This is a genomic window from Ochrobactrum sp. S1502_03, from assembly GCF_044435015.1.
Taxonomy (GTDB): Bacteria; Pseudomonadota; Alphaproteobacteria; order Rhizobiales; family Rhizobiaceae; genus Brucella; species Brucella chromiisoli.
This window is the reverse complement of record NZ_JAYEXN010000041.1, coordinates 1-17,260: the sequence shown is the minus strand read 5'-3', so window position 1 is coordinate 17,260 and position 17,260 is coordinate 1. Positions and strand designations below refer to the sequence as shown.

Genomic DNA, 17,260 nt, shown 5'->3' with positions numbered 1-17,260 from the left:
CGGCGCTATCCATCTATTATACGGCGTACATATGTATTTATTTATTTATATGAATATATATGTAAATATTTATTTATGTAAATAAATAAAGAAACCAATAAATAAATACATAAATAAATATTGGAATAAATATCTGTGAAGGTTATTGCCATTGTTTCCCAAAAGGGCGGCGCTGGAAAGACAACGCTTGCCACACACCTTGCCGTCAAAGCCGTTTCAGAAGGCCATAATGTCGGCCTCATTGACCTAGACCCACAAGGGAGCCTGTCCGCATGGGCGTCAGCCCGTGAGGCCGAGCAGCCTTATTTTATCGTGGCCGATGGTGCTTTGAAAACGCAGATAGAAAAGCTGCGGAAGGGCGGGTTCGATATGATTTTTATCGACACCCCGCCCAACAGCATCAACACCTTTGACGAAATGCAGGTGGCTGACTTCTTTCTGGTTCCCGTTAAGGCCAGCCCGCACGACCTTAGAACCGTCCCGGCAACGTGGGAACTTATCGGAGATAAAGGCAGGGCGGCTTTCGTCCTGAATGACGTAACGCCGCGCACCCGTATTGCATGGGATACGCTGCAAACCCTGTCACAGCTTGGAGCCGTGGCCGGTTCGGTTGCTTCCCGCGTCACCTATGCGGAAAGCCAGATTGATGGCCGTACCATTCAGGAAATCGAACCAAAGGGCAAAGGTGCTGCGGAAATCGGCAAGATTTACCGCTTTCTTATGGATAAACTGAACAACGAAGGGGAGGGGCAATGAGCAAGCCACGCATTGATATGAGTCTGGTCACACCGAAAGAGCAGGCTAAACCAAGCATCCTGAAAGCGCAGGAAATACGCTTGCAGCCACTTCCTGCGGGCGTTCAGCCGATGCGGCGCACCGTAACCTATTCGCTGCGGGAAGACGTTTTGGAACTGCTGCACAAGGCAAAATATGAAACCGGCCTGAAATACAATCAAATCATCGAGAATGCCTTGATTGCGGCCTATGGTGAAAACGGTCATCCGTGATTTTGCCGCGCCGCTGGCAGATGCTTATACAGCGTCGATAGGCTGACACCAAGCCGCTTTGCTACGGCTGTCACGGTTATATTATCATCTTTCAGCAGCGCCCTTGCGGCGGCAATATCATTGTCGTTAAGCGCTTTCGGTCGCCCGCCAATTTTGCCGCGAGCGCGGGCAGCAGCAAGGCCAGCCGCCGTGCGTTCGCGGATAATACTGCGCTCAAATTCCGCCAGTGCGGCGAAGACGTGGAAAATCAGCTTGCCGCCCGCTGTGGCCGTATCAATGCTTTCGGTCAGCGAACGCAGGCCGATGCCACGCTGTTCCAGTGTTTCCATCGTGGCGATAAGCTGCCCTGTTGACCGCGCCAGGCGGTCAAAGCGCCAGACAACAAGCGTGTCGCCTGCGCATAGGCAATCAAGGGCAGCTTTAAGCTGTGGGCGATTACGCTGTGCCCCGGACGCGCGTTCTTCAAAAATCTGTTCGCAGCCTGCCGCCTTCAGGGCGTCAAGCTGTAACTCCGGCTTCTGGTCAAGCGTGGAAACACGCGCATATCCAACCAGCATCAGGCGATTTCTTGAATGGCTCGTTGGCAAGCCTTGGCAAGAGGCTCTAAATCATTGGTGATAAGGTTCCATAGGATTTCAGGGGCAACGCCATCGTAGGCGTGACGCAGAACATTTCCTAATCCTCGGATGTTGCGCCAAGGGATATGCGGTGCAGTGATTTCCGCTGCTTCACCCAGCTTGATTGCCGCTTCGCTAACGCGCATCAAACAGCGTTCTACTGCGTCGCAGGTTCGTTCATCAGCCAGAAAATGCGCCTTATCGAAGCCATCAAGATATAGACGAATACGCGCGATATTCTCCAAAATATCGGCATAGCGCCGCGAAGGGCTACTAGAAGGCACGAATACTGTCCCTTTCGATTTCATTCAAAAGGTCAACGCGCCGTATGGGAAACGTCACAACGTCAACAGATTTACCTAATCTGGACGCAATGAAGTCTTTAACCGCAACCAAATTCAGGAGAGAAAAGCCCCCATCTTTGTCAACGTCCAACGCTAAATCCACATCAGAGAACGCAGTTTCTTGACCGCGTGCCACAGAACCAAACAAACGTACACTTCTTACCCCCATTGCGCGGAGGTCTGTTTCTATTTTCGATATTTCGGAAATAACGTCGTCTTTATACATATAATATATTCCAATAATTCATAAATATTATGTGTTCTTATGCAGGTCATTTCAAGAAATAGTTTTCGGAAACAATATGGCTTCTATTTTGGCATGTTTTTATCAAAGGTAAGTCTTTCCGAAAAACGGTCGTTTCCCGGAAAGCTTCTATTGCTGCCCGTATTCCAAAATCCGCAACGGTGGCGCATCGGGGTTTGCTTCAGCATTTCGCGAACAGTGTCAGCACGATTTCTTCCAGCGCCGTTGTACGTATGGCGAATAATTATGCTGGTATTGGTGCTGCCATTCTACCACGAACGGCAGATGATTGTTTTCCAACTGTTGCATGAGGCTCCTGTTTTAATGCCGCATGAAAAGGCTGTGTCATAGCAGGGAATAGAGTGGTAATTACCATCGTCAACGCCTGCCGGGCAGGTGGGCTGGGATGATGAGGAACAACCTACAACGCTTGTTCCATATGTTCGCGGAAGCCACGTACAGGAAGTGTAAATAAAAGTTTCATAAAAACTACTCTTTGAGACAAATACCCCATTTTGACAGGTTTTCTCGGTCGAACTATTGCAGCGCCCATTGAGTCCACCTTGTGCAGGGTATTTAAAGAACTGAACTTTTTGACCTTCTTCGTAACGTTGCCCGTTCAGGTAGCACGGAACTGTACAAGCGCTGAACGTCAGACCGTTGGGATAATTCCGAAAACTGTTCCATTCATTTGCCGTGCCGATAAACACCATCCGCGTCCCGGAGCCGGGATTTTTTACCTGACGGCATACGCCGTGCGCGTCGATTTTTACGGTCTGACCTGCCGGAATGGATATGCCTGTTTGAGCATTTCCATGCGCAGCGACGAAAACAGCGAGAATAGGTAGGAGAAGACGCCAGATCATTGCGAGCCTCTGGTGTACATGACGCCGTTTTTCTCATGATAGCCGTCATCATCACATATTCGGCGGTCTTGAGCGGCCTCAAGTGTGCGAACACGGTTTTCAAGCTGTTTTACCGCCTCGATTAACGGCGCAATCATCTGGCTGTAATCGACGGACTTTATGCCGCTTTCATCGGTGCGTACAGCTTCGGGCATGACCTGCTCTACGTCCTGTGCGATAAGACCATAAGCGGGTCTATTCCCAGCTTTCCAGAAAAAACGCTTTCCCTCAATGTCGTGGAGTAAGGCAAGGGGATTGGTTATAAGGGTGATGTTTTGTTTTAGGTTGACGTCGGATTGCTGATAAAAGGCATTTGCGGTTAAGGAACCTGTGAATAGCCCGTTACCAATAACATGCAGTTTTTGCGATGGCGCACCGGTGCCAATTCCAACATTACCAGAAGGCGTAATTCTTACACGCTCTTGCGAATCCAGCCCTCCACTACGTAATACAACATCCACCCCGGATAGCACGGCTTCACCTTGTCGTGTGGGATTGGTTCCCCACAACTCCAACCAACTTAAGCTCTCGTTGGCATTAGGCCCTGAATGAAAAACATATACAACTGAAGGTGAATTGTTCGACCTTGCGTCTATCCCCCCCACAACGCTTAGCTTTCGGTCTGGGTGTGTCTCATTTATTCCGATACCAATATTTCCCGCTTCTGTGACAGTAATAGCGCTTTTAAGTAGCCCCGCCCATGTTTCTAATAAACGGATTTGCGCCGCTTGTTTGGCATTCTGTAAACCGCGTGCACTGCTTGGCACGGTGAAGCGCTGTTGCGCTTCTGCCGTGGTCAATCCGAAGAAAAGAAAGAGGGTGAGCGCCACAAGCAGGCAAGATTGTCCCTTGTTCATGTCGTTCTCTCTCCCCATTTATTCCCGTTGTGCCGGTTTTAGGAGCGACATGTTGCCCACCACGGGGATAGAAGTGGTTTATCGCAACATATCGCTCTCAAAACTGGCAGCGTATAAGCATTAGCAACGCCTATCCTGTTCATTCTCATGATTTATGGAGGGGAACGCCAACCAAAAACTGAAAATCAGGGCAATCGTTGCTTGCGATATTCCAATTCTTCATCGACCAGTGTTACAATTTCGCGGTAAGTTTGAATCCAGCCCGTTTCCAGATACTCGGCTATCATTTCCTGAAACGCGACCACGGCAGCTGAAACGATATGCACACGCCAGCGGCGAATATCGGCGGCGAGTTCCGCAGCCGCCGAAGGATGCAATATGCCGGTATCATTATCACGGTGCAGGCGCACGCGGCGGCACACGTTCTCAATGACCGTGATAATGCCGGGTGCGTTCATGAAACGGACATTGAAAGGCATGGAATTGCTGTTGTGATAGTGGCAACCGTCAAATATCGGCACGCGGTCAAGCGCTTCGCGGGAGTACAGCGCAGCGAGAGGATGGCCATAAGAGGGGAATAATGCCTGCCCTGCCAGAACATCGCTGACAAAGCGGCTATTCACAATGCGCGGGAACTGTTCAACCACGATACCGCGTTCGGTTACGGTTTCCGTTGCGCCGAAAACCGCATCAAGGTGGCCGTGTTCCATCATCGCCATGCGTTCATCCAGATGGAGCGGCAGCGGGTCGTCATCATCCTGAAAATACACATACGGGTTAGAGCCGATGGAAACACCAAGCTGGCGTAGCATGTCTGGCCTGCCCATCGGTGCATTGGTTGCCGATACACGCGGCAGCACCATTGTTTCCCGTGCTTTATCCAGCCAGCGGAGCAGGGCTTGCACATTGTCTTCGTGGTCGTCATCGAACACCACAATGAAATGGTGGCGCATCCAGCGCTGCGGGTCTAGCGCAGCCTCCTGCAAGATGTGGCGGTAGTAAAGATGCCCACGCCGTGAGGGAGTGATGAAATCAATCAGATCGGTGCGTTTACGGCTTGGCATGCAGCAAATATCTTTCATGGAAACCCGCAACCTTTCCAGATCGCGGGCCTCACGAACGCTCCGATGCCTTCTTATGGGGCGGGTTTTGAATGATTGCTGACAGGCGGGAAGCTCGAAAAGTGGCGATAAAAAACGGCCATCCCAAGATGACCGTTTCCACACGCAGGAACGACACCTCGCCGATCCTTTTTCAGCTTAGCACAAGTGGAAACCGCACTGCTTCCATTTCCGGTTTTGATGCCTGTCATCAGACGATTTACGAAATTTGCCATAAGGCATGTGAAAACCCTTCGGGGTTTGCACTTTCCTTACCGTTTTCCCGTGCGACAAGCTGATTTCGTCGCAGATGTATCTGCGATGCACTCCAAAACGAGATGACAAAGCCGCCCTTACGCAAAAGGGCGGCTTTGTTTATATCTTTAGCAGCCACTTCCAAGAGAGGCTATGCCACCGCCGCCACGCAGTTTTTGAAGGGTGCAGATATTTTCCTGCAATTTTTGGCAGGAAAACTTCTTTCGGTCTTTTGCAAACAAATCGGAAAACTTCGATTTTTCATCGCAAACATAGCTCTGCGTTTTTATCCATTCACCGAATTTATTCTCGTCACTGCAATAGGGCACCCGAAAACTTGTGCAGCTGATGTCCAGCAGGTTAGACCATAGCGAGCCTTCTTCACCAAAATCTGCGACCGCATGATAACAGGACATCATTTTCTGATGGAAACTCGCATCAGAAACGTGTCCATCGAATTTTTTATTGATGAAGTCTTTAATCCTTTGGGTTTCATATTTCGAATAAGCATGGAAATAATTGTTATATTTCCCGTTGGTTTTTATGAAGTCAGGGTCAAAGTCATCCTTGTTCCTGCTCATGTAACTATTTAATGCTCCATAGCGGGAGTCATCCATTTTGCTTATCGGGCAGGCCTGTTGATAGGCAAGGGCTTTGGCGATTTCCTGCACGACGGTTTTATGGGCATCAGGCATGCCTGCCGGGGGTGTCGGTTCTGCGATTTGCGCAAAGGCATTGCTGGAAAGCAGTGTCGCAAACCCCAATGCGCTGAATATTGATTTTATGCGCGACATGGTGTTTCCAAGAACGAGCGCGTGCATGGTCATGTGGTCTTTCCTTTCAATCCAGTGCGTATCCAATGAAAATTGATGTTCTGGCGGCTTCATCGCGCAGGCATTCTGCTTCCAGCGCCATGCCGGTTTGTCCGAATTGCGCGGTATCCTGAAACACACTGCATTTGATTTTCGCAAACGGTGCGCTTGCCTTGGCGATTTTTGCGATGTTGGCAGAAAAGCTGGTGCCGTTATCTTCTTTCCAGCTCTCTACAGCGTCATCTCGCAATGTGTTCCAAGCTTCTGCTTCATCCAACAGGCATTGGCTTTGGCCTGAAATCTGCGGGATGGGTGCCATATTTTCGAATTTTCCTGCACAGGAATCCGAATAGCTGCCAATGCAAACCAGTGTTTCATCGGCGTTCACCTTGCCTTTCAGGCAGGCAATCAGGGTGCGCCGCGCTTCTTTTGGTGAAGCTGATGCTATATCAGGAAGAAGCAGCGCACTTATGAGTAAGAGCGCACATAAAGCTGTTTTATTGGTCTTCATGATCATATGCCCCCCGACATAAGAAAACAGAGAACAGCATAGGAGCAGCCGTTCTAATTCCCACCCAGATTGACCAAGACGACAAAGAAGATGACAACCCACATGATGGGGGAAACAAATATTGCTGTCAGCAGCAGGCCAAGGCCACCTTCTTTTCGTGACATTTGCATTGCGGCGATAAGCATCGAAATAGCAATGAGAATGGCTCCGATGAATGTTCCCACAATAGGGATCACGAAAAACGCCCATCCTATAAACAGTAATATCCAACCCGCTTTGCTCTTTGATGGATGGATTGCGCGTGCCTGTTCCATTTCTTCGTTCCTTTTAAACATGCCCGGCTGATATGCGCCAAGGCCAAGTAATACCAAAGTGATGCTCCGCAGGTAGCCAAGAAGGCAGCGTGCAAGGAGGCTGTATGTTTGTATTTGGCAGGCAGTAAGGGTAAAGCTGATGGTCACGGCGCCAAGCTGTTGTATGTACAGCACGCTCGCTCATGCTGAATATATTGTTCAGCTGAAATAATAATGCATGAATAGATTTGCTTATTGTAGAATACGTACGAAAACGTTCGTTTTTGTCAAAGAAGAAAATGCCGCATTCGCAGCATTCATTCACAGGCAAACCGGGCGCTTTGAGGGCATGGCTAAAATAAATCTAGCAACGGACAAAAACGAACGTTTCTGTCAACGCTGAAAACGCATTTGAGCCTCTAAATCATAATAATGAAAGCTCTTTTGATGCGAATTGGCTATGCACGTGTGTCTACACTTGAACAGAATCTCAATCTGCAACGCAACGCGCTTAAAAATGCAGGGTGCGAACATATCTTTGAAGACCTTGGCGTATCTGGTAAGGCTACCGAGCGCAAGGGGCTGGCCGCAGCCATGAATGCCTTGGGAAAAGGCGATACGCTGGTTGTCTGGCGGCTGGATAGGCTTGGCCGGTCACTCGGCCACCTCATTGAAATCATCAACCAGATTGCCGCCAAAGGCGCGCATTTCCAGTCACTCAATGAGGCCATAGACACCAATTCGTCAGGCGGTCGCCTTGTCTTTCACATGATGGGCGCTCTTGCAGAATTTGAGCGATCACTTATCAGCGAACGCACCCGTGCTGGTTTGAAGGAGGCGAAAGATTCCGGCAAAACGCTTGGTCGTCCGAAATCACTTACCGCCCGACAGGTCGATATAGCCCGCAAAGCGTTGGCTTCTGGTGAAGCGACTATCGAAGAGCTTGCGGAGCGGTACGGTGTGCATTCACGCACATTGACCCGCGCTTTCAAGCGGCTGAAGTAACTGTTGGCGTAGATAAACGCCGTCCTGTCTGCACCTTAGCCGATGAACTCCGCTTATTTCGTTGCTTTGTGGGGTTGTTCTCAATTTGGCATTCCTAGCGAGCATCCACCTATGACCTCAAGGCGGCGGCAGTAATTTTTCTCCCCGCCTTCGGCTTCCTCGCGGCCACTCCGTTCCAGAAAAATCCCGGCCTCTGCCTCTCACCCTGCGGGTTCACCCAAGGGTGAGGTCGGCGTCTGCCCGCTTTCCCGTCAGCCATCGAACAACGCACAAGCAAGAAAGGAGTGCATCAGATGGCAAAGGTAGCGCAAAAACTGGACGTTTATACCGAAATCACCAACCAGATTATCGCCGCGATTGAGAAAGGCGCAGACAAGTTCCAGATGCCTTGGCACCGTACCGGCACGGCAACCATGTCCCCGATGAACATCGACACCGGCAACGCCTATCGCGGAATCAACATCGTGTCCCTGTGGGCAGCAGCGCAGGTGCGGAACTTCGATACCGGCATTTGGGGAACCTACCGCCAATGGCAAAACGCGGGATGCCAAGTCCGCAAAGGTGAAAAGTCCTCGCTCGTCATCTTCTACAAGGAGTTTGAACGTGACGACGAAGACAGCGACCGCAACGATGAACAGCCGCGCAAGCGCCTCATGGCTCGCGCATCCCGCGTCTTCAACGTCGCGCAGGTTGATGGCTACACGCCCGAAGCAGTGGAGCCGGTTGCCAATCCGGTTGCCCCGATAGACGCCGCAGACCGCTTCATCACCGCAACCAAGGCTAAAATCAGTCATGGCGGCGAAAGTGCCTACTACGCCCCGGCAACGGATGCTATCCAGATGCCGCCCCGTGAAAGCTTCCACGGCACCGCCACCAGCAGCGCGACGGAAGCCTATTACAGCACCCTGTTGCACGAACTGACCCACTGGAGCGGTCACAAGAGCCGTTGCGACCGCTTCACAGATGGCGCTTTCAAGAAAGATGATTACGCCCGTGAAGAACTCGTGGCCGAACTTGGCGCAGCTTTCCTTTGCGGCCACCTTGGCGTGACGCTGGAACCGCGTCCCGACCACGCCGCTTACATCGACCACTGGCTGAAAATCCTGAAGGCCGATAGCAAAGCTATCTTTCAGGCTTCCAGCCAAGCCACCAAGGCGGTCGATTTTCTGAAGGGGCTACAAGCGTAGCCCCAATTTCCCCCGCCAATCTATGGGCGGAATGAAGCGTCTAAACCGTGCCGCCAATGCCTTTGAACTTCTCCACGAATGCCGCAATCTTCCCAAACACGGTTTGTTTTTTAGTCAGATATTGCGGGTTAAGCGGACTCATTTTCGGCAGAATGCTATTCAGCTCCGTGCCGTTTTCACTGGCAAATTCCCGCTTGATGGACGTCATGATATAGCGCTTGGCCGCTTCAACATTCAGCCCTTCGGCGTCAATCAATTCTTCCGCCTCGCGCTTTTGTTCGGCTTGCGCATAGGTGAAAAACGCATCAATGATGCTGGCCTTATCGCCTATCTGGTCAAGGTCGGTTTGATTGATGAAGTCAACCAGCAGGCTTTCTTTGGCGCGGTTGCCCAAGCTGGAACGGATGATGCGCCGGACATCCTCGACCAACTCGGCCTTGTTCTTGATTTTCTTATTCTTCTCGAAAATCTGTTCCAAGATATAGTCAAGGTTGATTTCCTGCGATTTCAGAAGGTCAACCTCAAAGACAACATCATCCCAGTCAATCGTCGACTTATCCTGCTGATCCGCGGCTTTTTCTTTACGCAGCCAATCGCGAATATCGTTGTATGTGGATTTGTAATCCTGAACTTTACGCTCTGCCGGCAACTCCACGGACTTCAGGACATCCATATCCTCATCACTCAAGGCATGCTGCGCTTTGAATGCCTCTAATGCCTCCGCATCATCCATATTGATGCTCTGCAAGCTATTGAGGTAGGAAAACTCGTCATAGTTTTGCAGGATATTTTCCAGACGTAGGTATTCGCCAAAGAGCTTGGCAAAGGCTTTTTTATCAGCCTCCTTTTCAATGGTAGCTGGGTCAGGGAAGCGTTCTGCCAGTTCCGTCAATACATCGACAAAACCGCGCCGTGCTTCACCGGTCGCCGCATCGGTAAAGCCTTCCATATATTCCTTGTAGCTCTTTTCCAGCACCACATTCTTGGTGTTCGTATCGCCAAACAATGTGATGGCGTCGATGGTCGCCTGCTCCAAATCGCGGAATGTGACGATATTGCCAAAGGTTTTGGTTGCGTCAAAAATGCGGTTGGTGCGGGAATAGGCTTGTATCAGGCCGTGGTAACGCAGGTTCTTATCCACGAACAACGTATTGAGGATTGGCGCATCGAAGCCGGTCAGGAACATGCCTACCACAATCAGCAAATCAATATCCCGCGCCTTCACCCGTTTGGCCAAGTCGCGGTAATAATTTTGGAAGCCGTTGCTATCGACGCTGAAACTCGTCTTGAAAAAGCCGTTGTAGTCGTTGATTGCCGCCGTCAAAAACTCTTTGGCGCTCTTGTTCATCGCAGACGTATCAAATGTTTCGTCTGGAATTTCGCCCTCGGCGTCCTGTGCCTCATTTGCGGCAAAAGAGAAGATGGTGGCAATTTTGAGAGGCTTTTCGCTGCCAGCCTGCAAGGCGTTTAACCGCTCATAATACAGCTTGGCCGCATCCACGCTGCTGACCGCAAACATGGCATTAAAGCCCTTGTTGTTGCCTTGCAAGCGGTGGGTTTTCTGGCGAAAATTGTTCAGAATGTATTGCGAGATTTCCTTGATGCGTTCGGGGTGCAGCAAGGCTTTCTTGTTCTCTGCCGCGCTTAGCTTGTCTAAATCCTGCTCTGTTTCAATGCCCCTGAATTGCGGACGCACATCGTTATAGTCCACCTTGAACTTCAGCACTTTTTCATCCCGGATGGCATCCGTAATGACATAGGTGTGCAACTGTTGGCCGAACACGCTTGCGGTTGTTTCCGCACCCAGCGCGTTTTGCGGGAAAATTGGCGTGCCGGTAAAGCCGAACTGGTAAAAGTGCTTGAACTTCTTTTTCAGGTTCTTTTGCGCTTCACCGAACTGGCTGCGATGGCATTCATCGAAGATGAAGACCACCTGCTTGTTATAAACCGCCAGATCGCCTTCGCTTTTCATCAGATTGTTGAGCTTTTGAATCGTCGTGACGATAATCTTGTTATCGTCCTTTTCGATATTCCGCTTCAATCCAGCGGTGCTGTCTGACCCGTTCACGCTATCAGGCGAAAAGCGCTGATATTCCTTCATTGTCTGGTAATCGAGGTCTTTTCTATCGACCACGAAAAACACCTTGTCGATGAACTCAAGCCCTGTGGCCAGGCGCGCTGCCTTGAAACTGGTCAGCGTTTTGCCTGAACCGGTCGTATGCCAGATATAGCCACCGCCTTCCGGCTTGCTCCAATTTTTGGCCTCATAAGAGCTTTTGATTTTCCAGAAAATGCGCTCCGTAGCTGCAATCTGATACGGGCGCATGACCAGCAAGGTATCGCTAACGTCAAAGACTGAATAATGCAGCAAAACGCTCAATAGCGTGTGTTTCTGGAAGAATGTGGCGGTGAAGTCCTTTAAGTCCTTAATCAGACTGTTATCGGCCTTCGCCCAATTCATCGTGAAATCGAAGCTGTGCTTATCGCGTTTTGTCGTGTTGGCGAAATAGCGGGTATCGGTGCCGTTGGAGATAACGAAAAGCTGCAAATACTTATAAAGCGAATTATCGCTGCTGAAGCTCTCTTTGCTGTAGCGGTGTATCTGGTTAAACGCCTCGCGGATGGCCACGCCGCGCTTTTTTAACTCGACCTGCACCAGTGGCAGGCCGTTCACCAAAATCGTCACATCGTAACGGTTGGCAGACGTTCCAGTCTGTTCAAATTGCGTGATAACCTGCACTTTGTTGCGGGCAATGTGCTTTTTATCGACCAGATAGATGTTCTGGAAACGTCCATCATCGAAGACAAAATCATGGATATAATCGTCATGAAGTTTGCGGGTTTTGTCGACAATGCCCTCGCTGGGGCTATCCAGATAGGTTTCCACAAAGCGCAGCCATTCGCTTTCTGAAAACTGCACATTATTGAGGGTTTGTAGCTGTTCACGCACATTGGCCAGCATGGCCTTTTGCGTGGTTATATCCTGCCGAAATTCGTAACCCTGATTGCGTAAATCCTGAATAAGCTCGCGTTCTAAATCACTTTCGCTCTGGTAGCCCTCTGCGGCTTCCCATTGCTTGGTGTATTTATCCAGAACGATATAGCGGTTTGTTTCCGCAATCGGATTGGTGATTTCGGCCATGTGCTTCCCCTTATGCAGCAACCGCTTCCGGCTTCGGGAAGCTCAAAAGTAAATCGCGATAGTATTCATACTGTTTTTGGCGCAGCTCAATCTCGCGTGGCAAGCCTTCCTCAAGTGAGGTTGTCAGTGCATCGAATTTGTCGAGAATGGAAACAATGCGTGCTTGTTCGGCAAATGATTTCGTGCGGTCGTTAGGATATGGAATGGGGATGCGGGTTTTATATATATTGTCATTATATAATCTATCTATTGTCCCGCCACCTGCAATGTACCACTTTGCAATCTTATAAAAATGCCACAAATACTTGTTGGTCACTATAGTTTCGTCATTATCCAGCCAGACTATATTGCTATCCTGAAAATATGCGGGTTCTCCGTTGTAGATAACAGTGCGGCCAATTGTTCCTGATGCTGATATAAGAATATCGCCTTTTTTGGGGAATGAGTATTTTTCTTTATATGATTCATATAAATCACTGGAGATAAACGCATCGGCCTGCTTACCAAACGTACCAATCTTATAAAATGGTATATCGCCTATAGAGGCTGTTTGGCTTTTGAGAATACGCTTACACATTTTCACATTGCCAATATCCCCCAGCGTCTTCCACTCGACTTCGCCGTCCTCAAAAGTGAGGAGTTGGTCGCGATAATAGTTGTATTGCTTTTTGCGGGCGGTAAGCTCCGCGGTAAGCTCCGCGGTAAGCTCCGTAAATGCGTCCAAAATCCGCACAATCTCTGCCTGAATAGCAAGCGATTTCTCAGGATTGTCAGGGCAGGGGATGGGGATTTGAAAATTTGCTATTGTTGATAGAACAATATACGTCATTGCGGCGCTATTTGTTTTTTCCTCTAGGTATTTTTTAAGCCTGCTTTTAATAACATAGTATAGGAATCTGACATTTATGGTATGAGAAAAATTCGTTAGAACATATGTTCTTTGGTATGCCTCAAATTTTCCTATGTAGTGTTTTACCTCGCCAACGTTTGCGTTCCCAGCTATGAGTAACGCTTCTGTATCCCAACGATATTTATCAATTTTGCTTACTTCGCGGGCAGTCGTAAAAAACTTGTATTTACCATTATCAATAGCTGCATTAGCATTTAGCTTTCCCGTTTCAATTGTGCATAGTTCTCCCATTGAAGACCACTCAACCGCTGCCCCATCCAACAGCATTTCCAAAAAATTATGGTTACTCATGCCTCAATCTCCGCAATGATGGCATCAATATCGGTGCGTAGCTGGTCAATTTTGGAAACAGTTGTTTTAATTTCGGCGTTCAGCTCGGTGATGTTAATCACTTCACGAGTATCTTTTGCCTCAACATAGCTGCTTACCGAAAGATTATAATCATTCGCGGCTATGGCATCGCTATCAACGGATATAGCGAAATGCTTTTCATCCTCTTTACTGTCAAACACCTGCATGATCTTTTTGATATGCTCATCGGTGAGGATGTTGTTATTGGTTTCCTTTTTGAACAGGCCACTGGCATCAATGAATTGAACTTTTGTGTCTGTTTTGTTTTTGGCCAGTACCAGAATGTTGACAGCAATGGTCGTGCCGTAAAACAGATTGGGAGCCAGTGAAATCACCGTCTCCACAAAATCATTCTCAACCAGATATTGTCTAATTTTTCGCTCTGCTCCACCGCGATAAAAAATTCCCGGAAAACAAACAATCGCAGCCCGACCTCTGGGTGAAAGATAGCTTAGAGCATGCAGCACAAAGGCAAGGTCTGCCTTGGATTTAGGAGCCAGAACACCTGCGGGTGCAAAGCGCTCATCGTTAATCAGTGTCGGGTCGTCCGAGCCAATCCATTTAACGGAATAAGGTGGATTGGAAACGATAGCATCAAATGGCTTATCATTTTGAAAATGCGGATTTCTTAGTGTATCGCCTAGCTGAATATTAAACTTGTCGTAATTTATGTTGTGTAAAAACATGTTCATACGCGCAAGGTTGTAGGTGGTGTGGTTGATTTCCTGCCCGAAAAAACCTTCCTCAATCACATGAGCATCAAAATGCTTTTTAGCTTGCAGCAACAGTGAGCCAGAACCACAGGCTGGATCATAGATTTTATTGACCTTGGTTTGCTTGTGCATGGCCAGTTGCGCAATCAACTTGGAAACATGCTGTGGTGTAAAAAATTCACCACCAGATTTACCGGCGTTAGCAGCGTAATTTGAAATGAGAAACTCGTAAGCATCACCGAAAAGGTCAATCTGGCTGCCATGGAAATCACCAAAATCTAAGCCTGCCACACCTTTAAGAACAGAAGCCAAACGAGCGTTTTTATCTTTAACCGTATTGCCAAGGCGGTTGCTGGTCGTATCAAAATCAGCGAATAAACCTTTAATGTCACCTTCTGACTGATAGCCGTTGGCCGAGCCTTCAATCTCTTTGAAGATATTGGCCAGATCGGTGTTCAGGTTTTCGTTGGTATTGGCAGTTTTTGCAACATTGACGAAAAGCTGGCTGGGGTAGATGAAATACCCTTTGGTTTTAATTGCGTCATCTTTAATTTCTGGGGTGATAACGGTGTCAGGCATTGCCGCATAATCAATGCTGTCGTCGTCAGCTTCGATGTAGCTGGTGAAGTTCTCGCTGATAAAACGATAAAACAGCGTACCGAGAACATATTGCTTGAAATCCCAGCCATCGACGGCACCGCGAACGTCATTTGCAATAGCCCAGATTTGGCGCTGTAAGGCGGCGCGTTGTTGAGCGCTAGTCATTGTCATTCCTCTTCGCTTTTTTGTTCTTGTTTGATGTTCCAGCGATCAAACTTGCCTTTACGTCAGCGCCATGACCCATCACCTTAAAACACTGCAATTTCCTGCCCTTAACCAGTGGATATGAGAATCTCATGGTCGGAGCGCACTGGTTAAGAAAGTATGGCAAAACTTGGGCAGGAGCAAGAATGTATCATTCTGTTATCTCGCGTGACTGCGCCTTTGTTTATCGTCCAGTTACATAATCGCGACACAAACGAAAAAAGCCCCGCAATGCGAGGCTTCGTCTGGTTTTATTCGTCATTTTCAAGCCGCTGGCGCTAGGCGGTGGCGGTCAATCCAAAGCTGAAAAGCGTGCCGGTCAATGTAAATCCGGTTTGAGATTTTGACGATGGCCGATGCAAGCCCGTTCGTGTGTGCATGAAATATGTGCCAGCGAAGCATGTGTTCGGTCAGAAAAGGTGCTTCGGCCACTAACTGCTTTACGGTGCGCAAATCCTCGTAATTCGCCAATGTCGTTTCCATCCATAGTCGTTGGCGTCGTTATGGTGGGTGAATTAATTTCCAGATAGTTCCTTTCTTTTTTTTCGCAAGTGCTTTTTTGCGACCGCCAAGCGGTCGCACTATGGTCTTTGAAAAAAAGGATATATGATAGGTGCCTACGCCGTCAGAAGATGTTTTCGCTCAATGTTTCAGCCAGACCGCGTTTGTGGTCATTAGACAGGTGCGCATAGCGCTTCACCATTTGCAGGGTTCTGTGGCCGAGCATATCCGCGATTTCCAGCAGGCCAGCCCCTTGCATGGCAAGATAGCTGGCTGTGCTGTGCCGCAGGTCATGGAAACGAAAATCCTTGACGCCGGAAGCATCAAGGGCATTTTCCCATGCCCTGCGAATGTCAATCGCCGCCAGCAGGTCACGGCGCGGGAATAGCCACCGCACATCAGCATCGGGTAGGCTTTCATCATAGCTGTCATTCACCCACTGAATATGCTCTTTCAGCAATTCGTGCAGGTGGCCGACAATCGGCGCCGAACGGGTATCGCCATTTTTTGTATCGCGCAGCACGGCCATGCCGCGCACCATATCCATGTCGCGTAGGGTCAGCCCCAAGATTTCACCTTTTCGCGCCCCTGTCGAAAGTGCGAAAATAACGATGGGGTAAAGCTGGTGGTTGTCGCTGTCACGGCAGGCTTGCAGCAGCCCTTTGCGTTCACTGGCGTCAAGATAACGGTCGCGCTGGTCGCGGATGCCGGTAATTTTATTGACACCATCGAGCGGATTGCTGCCAATCCAGCCCCATGTGTGCGCGTGCTTGAACAGCACCGCCAACGTGTCGCGGTAGTGTTTCAGCGTTTTGCGGGATTTCGGCTTTGGGGCAGGGGGGATTGTCTTGCCGTCTTGCACCTTTGGCTTGGCACGGCCATCAGGGGCGGAAGCCAGCTTTTCCATACGTTCTTCGATAAGGTCTGGCGTGATGTACGATAAAGCATGTGTGCCGAGTTCCCGTTGCCAATAGCTTAAATACGTCTGTGCGGCACGCTGTGTCGTTTTTGCGAGGGTCGGGAGGATTTCCTTCTCATAGCGCGTAATAACGTCTGAAAGCGCTTTACGCTTCGCCGTGAGAACCACATTCTTGATTTCGCCGTTGCGAATGGCGGTTTCGGTTTTCGCTGCCCAAATCTTGGCATCGGTCAAACGCTGAAAAGTTTTCTTCTGGCGAGGAAAACCAGCAATCCGAATATCGACCATATAGACGGTGCTGCCTTTGCGTTCCCGTTTCTCAATCGTAGCCATGTCATCCCCCTTTCGAGATTGCCCCTGTGCATCAGGTAAAGCGAGCCTGAAGGTGTGAAAAACGCCCTTTAGGGGCAGTTCAGGGGCAGTGAATTTCACGGAATGGCAATAATAGTCAACTGGAATTGTAGCGAGGTGTTGCCGTAACTATCCGTAAATAAAGGCTTTTGTAATTGGCGCTTATTGGCGGTAATAGTTCCGCATCAGGCTCATAACCTGAAGGCCGCAGGTTCAAATCCTGCCCCCGCAACCAAAATTATACAATAATATCAAATAAATAGCCCTAGACCTCGGTCTGGGGCTATTTGCTTTTTTGAGATCGTGCGCCACTGGTGCGCCACCGTGAACCCAATTGTCAATCGGCGTTTAAACGGGACCCCTTATCGGCGTCCAAAAAGTACCCCTCCTTTAGGTTGCAAGGTTTAGCGTGCGCGGGCCCGTAACTTTAAA

The 17,260-nt window shown here is 49.2% G+C and carries 17 protein-coding genes; 4 read left to right on the top strand and 13 right to left on the bottom strand.

Annotated features, from left to right (window positions below; translation table 11 throughout):
- The first annotated feature begins 135 nt into the window (after positions 1-135).
- Positions 136-756, top strand: coding sequence for a ParA family protein (locus VBH83_RS17280; protein WP_162995423.1), 621 nt, complete (start codon positions 136-138; stop codon positions 754-756).
- Positions 753-1,007 (top strand): hypothetical protein, encoded by a 255-nt coding sequence (locus VBH83_RS17275; RefSeq protein WP_121987166.1) that lies wholly within the window; start codon positions 753-755, stop codon positions 1,005-1,007. Before VBH83_RS17280 ends, VBH83_RS17275 begins: the two co-directional genes overlap by 4 nt.
- Here the strand turns inward: VBH83_RS17275 and VBH83_RS17270 are convergent.
- The 9 genes from VBH83_RS17270 to VBH83_RS17230 form a co-directional block, all read right to left on the bottom strand.
- A complete protein-coding gene (locus tag VBH83_RS17270; protein ID WP_396998805.1) occupies positions 998-1,567 on the bottom strand; it encodes a recombinase family protein in 570 nt (189 codons plus the stop codon). The genes VBH83_RS17275 and VBH83_RS17270 overlap by 10 nt on opposite strands.
- Positions 1,564-1,908, bottom strand: a complete 345-nt coding sequence (locus VBH83_RS17265) for a DUF86 domain-containing protein (RefSeq protein WP_396998792.1) — start codon at positions 1,906-1,908, stop codon at positions 1,564-1,566. Before VBH83_RS17265 ends, VBH83_RS17270 begins: the two co-directional genes overlap by 4 nt.
- Positions 1,898-2,194 (bottom strand): nucleotidyltransferase domain-containing protein, encoded by a 297-nt coding sequence (locus tag VBH83_RS17260; RefSeq protein WP_121987163.1) that lies wholly within the window; start codon positions 2,192-2,194, stop codon positions 1,898-1,900. Before VBH83_RS17260 ends, VBH83_RS17265 begins: the two co-directional genes overlap by 11 nt.
- 287 nt (positions 2,195-2,481) lie before the next feature.
- A complete protein-coding gene (locus tag VBH83_RS17255) occupies positions 2,482-3,078 on the bottom strand; it encodes a hypothetical protein (protein ID WP_162995422.1) in 597 nt (198 codons plus the stop codon).
- Positions 3,075-3,974, bottom strand: a complete 900-nt coding sequence (locus tag VBH83_RS17250) for a tail fiber domain-containing protein (RefSeq protein ID WP_396998789.1) — start codon at positions 3,972-3,974, stop codon at positions 3,075-3,077. Before VBH83_RS17250 ends, VBH83_RS17255 begins: the two co-directional genes overlap by 4 nt.
- A gap of 185 nt (positions 3,975-4,159) precedes the next feature.
- Positions 4,160-5,038, bottom strand: a complete 879-nt coding sequence (locus tag VBH83_RS17245; protein ID WP_396998787.1) for a hypothetical protein — start codon at positions 5,036-5,038, stop codon at positions 4,160-4,162.
- Between the two features lie 419 nt (positions 5,039-5,457).
- Positions 5,458-6,156 (bottom strand): hypothetical protein, encoded by a 699-nt coding sequence (locus VBH83_RS17240; protein ID WP_121987160.1) that lies wholly within the window; start codon positions 6,154-6,156, stop codon positions 5,458-5,460.
- Between the two features lie 13 nt (positions 6,157-6,169).
- Positions 6,170-6,754, bottom strand: a complete 585-nt coding sequence (locus tag VBH83_RS17235; RefSeq protein WP_396998785.1) for a hypothetical protein — start codon at positions 6,752-6,754, stop codon at positions 6,170-6,172.
- Positions 6,706-7,140: a hypothetical protein gene (locus tag VBH83_RS17230; protein WP_121987158.1), complete on the bottom strand. Its 435-nt coding sequence runs from the start codon at positions 7,138-7,140 to the stop codon at positions 6,706-6,708. Before VBH83_RS17230 ends, VBH83_RS17235 begins: the two co-directional genes overlap by 49 nt.
- 237 nt (positions 7,141-7,377) lie before the next feature.
- Here VBH83_RS17230 and VBH83_RS17225 point away from each other — a divergent pair, with 237 nt between their 5' ends.
- Complete coding sequence (locus VBH83_RS17225; protein ID WP_396998783.1) at positions 7,378-7,950, top strand: recombinase family protein; 573 nt, start codon at positions 7,378-7,380, stop codon at positions 7,948-7,950.
- 293 nt (positions 7,951-8,243) lie between these two features.
- Positions 8,244-9,137: an ArdC family protein gene (locus VBH83_RS17220; protein WP_396998781.1), complete on the top strand. Its 894-nt coding sequence runs from the start codon at positions 8,244-8,246 to the stop codon at positions 9,135-9,137.
- 40 nt (positions 9,138-9,177) lie between these two features.
- Here the strand turns inward: VBH83_RS17220 and VBH83_RS17215 are convergent, their stop codons facing one another.
- The 4 genes from VBH83_RS17215 to VBH83_RS17200 all read right to left on the bottom strand — a co-directional run bounded on the left by VBH83_RS17215 (position 9,178) and on the right by VBH83_RS17200 (position 16,810).
- The gene (locus VBH83_RS17215) at positions 9,178-12,279 is read right to left on the bottom strand and encodes a type I restriction endonuclease subunit R (RefSeq protein WP_396998779.1); all 3,102 of its coding nucleotides are present in this window, start codon (positions 12,277-12,279) and stop codon (positions 9,178-9,180) included.
- Positions 12,280-12,289: 10 nt separating this feature from the next.
- Entirely contained in the window at positions 12,290-13,480 is a 1,191-nt protein-coding gene (locus tag VBH83_RS17210) for a restriction endonuclease subunit S (RefSeq protein ID WP_396998777.1), read from the bottom strand.
- On the bottom strand, positions 13,477-15,018 hold the full coding sequence (locus tag VBH83_RS17205) for a type I restriction-modification system subunit M (protein WP_396998775.1): 1,542 nt from the start codon (positions 15,016-15,018) through the stop codon (positions 13,477-13,479). Before VBH83_RS17205 ends, VBH83_RS17210 begins: the two co-directional genes overlap by 4 nt.
- Positions 15,019-15,682: 664 nt before the next feature.
- Entirely contained in the window at positions 15,683-16,810 is a 1,128-nt protein-coding gene (locus VBH83_RS17200; RefSeq protein ID WP_396998773.1) for a tyrosine-type recombinase/integrase, read from the bottom strand.
- Positions 16,811-17,260: the final 450 nt, after the last annotated feature.

What these genes read in the sequence shown, in the direction of transcription:
- VBH83_RS17275 (WP_121987166.1), top strand. Translation starts at nt 753, where the DNA reads ATGAGCAAGCCACGCATTGATATGAGTCTGGTCACACCGAAAGAGCAG.
- VBH83_RS17260 (WP_121987163.1), bottom strand. Translation starts at nt 2,194, where the DNA reads ATGTATAAAGACGACGTTATTTCCGAAATATCGAAAATAGAAACAGAC.
- VBH83_RS17255 (WP_162995422.1), bottom strand. Translation starts at nt 3,078, where the DNA reads ATGATCTGGCGTCTTCTCCTACCTATTCTCGCTGTTTTCGTCGCTGCG.
- VBH83_RS17250 (WP_396998789.1), bottom strand. Translation starts at nt 3,974, where the DNA reads ATGAACAAGGGACAATCTTGCCTGCTTGTGGCGCTCACCCTCTTTCTT.
- VBH83_RS17245 (WP_396998787.1), bottom strand. Translation starts at nt 5,038, where the DNA reads ATGCCAAGCCGTAAACGCACCGATCTGATTGATTTCATCACTCCCTCA.
- VBH83_RS17240 (WP_121987160.1), bottom strand. Translation starts at nt 6,156, where the DNA reads ATGACCATGCACGCGCTCGTTCTTGGAAACACCATGTCGCGCATAAAA.
- VBH83_RS17225 (WP_396998783.1), top strand. Translation starts at nt 7,378, where the DNA reads ATGAAAGCTCTTTTGATGCGAATTGGCTATGCACGTGTGTCTACACTT.
- VBH83_RS17220 (WP_396998781.1), top strand. Translation starts at nt 8,244, where the DNA reads ATGGCAAAGGTAGCGCAAAAACTGGACGTTTATACCGAAATCACCAAC.
- VBH83_RS17215 (WP_396998779.1), bottom strand. Translation starts at nt 12,279, where the DNA reads ATGGCCGAAATCACCAATCCGATTGCGGAAACAAACCGCTATATCGTT.
- VBH83_RS17210 (WP_396998777.1), bottom strand. Translation starts at nt 13,480, where the DNA reads ATGAGTAACCATAATTTTTTGGAAATGCTGTTGGATGGGGCAGCGGTT.
- VBH83_RS17205 (WP_396998775.1), bottom strand. Translation starts at nt 15,018, where the DNA reads ATGACTAGCGCTCAACAACGCGCCGCCTTACAGCGCCAAATCTGGGCT.
- VBH83_RS17200 (WP_396998773.1), bottom strand. Translation starts at nt 16,810, where the DNA reads ATGGCTACGATTGAGAAACGGGAACGCAAAGGCAGCACCGTCTATATG.